Here is a 3,660-nt window from a genome sequence, read left to right on the forward strand (position 1 = left end):
GTCGCCGGCTTCCAAGGCAGCATAGAACTGCTCGACCAAGGGGTCCATGCGGCGCGGTGCCGTCTGTTCCGATAGCGGCGTGTCGGTGAGGCTGCCAGGATGCGCGGACGTGTCGGCCACCGGGTCCGGCGCCACCTTCTCCTGCGCCGGTTCGGCTTCCTGCTCCTTCCTGTGGCCTGACGCTGACACGGAGACTGCGCCCAGCGTCGGCGCGTGCGCCATTGCGGGCTGGTCCAGCTCGGCCTTGGCATGGCGTAGCTCTTCGGAAGTGGTCACCGCGACCTGGTGGGCTACGCCATCGGGTCCGGTCTGGTAGTGGGCAATGGGACTGTCGTAGCCGTATTGCCCCTGCTCGCTCGGCTTCAGCTGCTGCATCGTCGGGCCAGTGAGGCCTTCGGCCTGCTTGGTCCGCTGGGTGGCCAGTTCCACCGCCTGAAGGTTGTTCTCCTGGGCGTTGAGGTCGACGCCCGCGGCCCGGTAGCGATGCAGGAGCTCGTTGTGCTCCATTTGCGCGGGCGTGGGCGCTGGCCGCGATTGGATGGCCGCCAAGTTCTCCTGGGCGCGCTCCAGGGACGGCTGGCGGATCTGGTTGGTGAGCTCCAGTTCCACGGCCAGGTTGCCGGTGGCCACCCCGTCCTTGCCGGCCCATTGCCCAGCCTCATTGCGCTGGTAGGTCTGACCATCGTGGCCTTGCACCCGGTCCTGCTGTGCACGAGCACTTTCGACGGCGGCAGGAGTGCCCACACCGTAGTCCTGCCCGCGCTGGGCGGCATGGTTCTCTAGATAGGACTGTGCAATGGCCTCGCCGCCAGTGGCAATGTTGTTCTCGATCCGAGCCAGGGATTCCTGGTTTAGGCGCTGCGCCTGCGCAGGGGTAGCGGCCTGAGGCTCGTAAACACCCTGGTCGTTGCCCCCCGCCACGCCCGTCTTGACCTGGCGTTCCCAGGACTCGGTAGTCGGATTGCGCTGCCAGTTTGGGTTATCCAGTCCCGTCTGATCGCTAGGCTTGGCCGGGAGATTGAACGGATCCTGTGGCGGTGGTGCTTTGCCCAGCGCGAACTCAGCGGCCTTGGCGTTCGCCATGGCGCCCAACTCTTGGGACTTGGCGTAGCTGGCTCCCACCGGAGCCTGACTGGGAGTGTCTCGCCCATCGGCCCCGCGCTCGAAAGCGCCCTGGCGCTGCCAATCTCGTCCGTTGAACTGCCACTCCACCCCAGTCTTGTCGGTCTGGTTGTAAATGGCGCGGTTGTCCAACAAGTCAGCGCCTTTGTCGAAGGCCTTGCTCATCAGGACGGCGTCGCCGACCACCAAGGCAGCGGGCACAAAGCCTCCGCTGCTACTGAGTGCTGCGGCTGTGGACGCACCACCCGCCCAGCCGCCCGCGTTGCGTGCAATGGCGTGCTGAACCTCCGACTGCGCAGCCGTGGTGTTGCCCTGTTCCATCAACGCCGAGGCAGTGCGCGCGGTCATGACGGCATCCGCGCCGGTGGTCAAAAGTCCGCCCGCACGCGTCAGTCCCCGCGCTGAAGCCTCGCCCATCAATAGCTGCATGGCCACATCACCGCGCTGCCCGAGCGGCACACGGAGGTTTTGTGCGGCTTCCTCTCCCAGGGTTTGCTCAACCTTGAGGATGCCCTGCTCTGACAGCACCACGCGCCCGTCGTGATGGGCATTGGCAATAGCGAGCGATAGTCCACTTCGTTGCAACGTTGGATTCCCGCCGCGCGCAATAGCCGTATTGCTGACCTGGATCTGATCAAGCGCGGTGACAATGCGGGACTCGGAGTTCGCCACACCTCCCCAGCCGTGATCCACTCCCGTGAAACTTTTCAGGGCGTCGATTTGCTGAGCGTGGGTTTGGTGGTAGCCCGGGGTGTCACGGAAAAAGTTCTGAACTTTCACGCCCGCCTGCGAAGGCGTAAGGCCCACGGGCGTATTGGTGTTCAAGTCGCCATTGATCAAGCCGACCTTGATAGTGTCGCGCAATTGCTCCACACGCTGCGCGACGCGGTCCAATGCTTCGGGGTCGCCACGCAAGGCGGCGCGACCATCCCGGGTCGCCTGTAGGTCGTCCAAGCGCTCAATCACACCGTCCTGATAAGCCCCAAGAGGTCCGCCGCTGTGAGGCGTAATGTCTAACGCCTCCGCGAACTGCGGATCGGACGGCAGGAACAGGCGATTCTCCGGGGCATGGATGTTGAACCGGCCCGTTTCTTGAAGCTTCGCAAGCAACTCGCTGTTCTTGAGCGTCTGCTGTTCGATGTTGTGGTGATCTTGAAAAAGCGTCCGATAGTTCGGCATGACTCAGGCTCCTTCCTGTTTGCTTGCGGCTCGCGTCAACGGTTCACTACGTCGTAGAACCAGAGGCCGTCCGACTGGCCTTCAGCACCAATCCCCGCTGCCTCAACAGCGTCCTTGAACACTCGATCGCAAAAAACCCCTCCATGGAAGGGAAGCCTGAAAACGTGGGCCTCTCCAAGCACGTCACGTTTGAAAGCCAAACGACTCCCGCCGGCCAAGCTGTAATACTTTCCGTCCTCATAGTCATCGCTGATCTTGATGTCGAGTTCGGACGCGTCCTCGTCCAAGGCATCCAACGTGCGAACGACATCGCAGAGGAAGACCATCGGCCCCTTGGAGCCATCGGCCAAGCGATAGTCGGCGTCAGCGAAAACGAAGGCATCCGAGTCCACGGACTCGATCACTTGGCGGAGCCGTTGGGAGACCAACCAGTAGCCACTGAAACCGCCCTCCAGGTCCTGCGGAAGCTCCCCTTCGCTGGGGATGTAGACCAAGCGCGGAGTCTCGCGCAACGGAGGAAACCCACCCTCGTCTGGCTTCAAGATGAGCCGCGGAGGCGACAGCAATGCCTTCTCGTTCTCAAAGACCACGCCATGGCCTTTTCCGCCTCGGCGGGCATCGGGACGCAACTGGAAGAACTCACCGACCTTAGGTTCGTTGATCGTCTTCGTTTCCATGTATCCGGTCTCCTCCATGCGGGTGTCAACTCATTGCTCTGCCCATGAGTCTACCGCCCTACCCTTCGCCATGGACAGCTGAGCGCGGCCGTTTCCAGCTGTATGGATAGCGATACAATGCAGCAACCTCAGACAAGGATAGGACGCATGCGGAAATACGAACTTGTATCGCAGGAAGACGAATGGGGCTGTGCAGCTGCCTGCGTGGCATCGATCCTGGACATCCCATATCAGCGGGCAAAGCGTCTACTGGAAAAGGAAAAGTCAGGCGAAATAGATGACCACCCTGAAGGCTTTGAGATTGACGAGATCGCCAATGCTCTCTACAAGAAAAATGTGAAGGTTGTTGCGGATTGGAACCCTCCAGCGAAGCTGCCCAGCGGCACCCTCGTGTGCATCCACAGCCGGGTCAGATATAAGAGCTATCACTACCTGCTCAAAGTTCCAGGCGGCTACATGGACCCTTGGTTCGACTTGAAAGATGGAGTCATGGAAGCGCAACTGCGCGCGGAACTACCCAAGGGGACCAAGCTTGTTGTGGCCCTTATTCCGAGTAAGAAATAAGGCTCTTACTCATAAGTCAGTAAATTAGGCTCATCGCGGATTCGTGTGGGTGCCTTGAGGCCCCTGAATCTGCGTTGAGCCTTGGAAACAGGCCCTTTCCACCGTCCCAGAAGGTGGT

3 protein-coding genes are annotated in these 3,660 nt (G+C 61.2%); 1 reads left to right on the plus strand and 2 read right to left on the minus strand.

The genetic code is table 11. The features are described from left to right. Together XcuCFBP2542_RS18560 and XcuCFBP2542_RS18565 are read right to left on the minus strand one after the other, a co-directional pair. The coding region (locus XcuCFBP2542_RS18560; RefSeq protein ID WP_249027688.1) for an AHH domain-containing protein at positions 1–2,301 on the minus strand (2,301 nt) is incomplete at its 3' end. A 35-nt stretch (positions 2,302–2,336) separates the two neighbouring features. Beyond that, complete coding sequence (locus XcuCFBP2542_RS18565) at positions 2,337–2,978, minus strand: DUF1629 domain-containing protein (RefSeq protein WP_104605693.1); 642 nt, start codon at positions 2,976–2,978, stop codon at positions 2,337–2,339. A 147-nt stretch (positions 2,979–3,125) separates the two neighbouring features. Between XcuCFBP2542_RS18565 and XcuCFBP2542_RS18570 the strand changes: the two genes are divergently transcribed. Continuing rightward, positions 3,126–3,542, plus strand: coding sequence for a hypothetical protein (locus tag XcuCFBP2542_RS18570; protein ID WP_223214375.1), 417 nt, complete (start codon positions 3,126–3,128; stop codon positions 3,540–3,542). The last annotated feature ends 118 nt before the right edge of the window (positions 3,543–3,660 follow it).

This window comes from Xanthomonas cucurbitae, from assembly GCF_002939885.1.
GTDB classification, from domain to species: Bacteria; Pseudomonadota; Gammaproteobacteria; order Xanthomonadales; family Xanthomonadaceae; genus Xanthomonas; species Xanthomonas cucurbitae.

Bases quoted from the DNA above. Each gene is read 5' to 3' on its own strand.
- XcuCFBP2542_RS18565 (WP_104605693.1), bottom strand. From the start codon at position 2,978: ATGGAAACGAAGACGATCAACGAACCTAAGGTCGGTGAGTTCTTCCAG.
- XcuCFBP2542_RS18570 (WP_223214375.1), top strand. From the start codon at position 3,126: ATGCGGAAATACGAACTTGTATCGCAGGAAGACGAATGGGGCTGTGCA.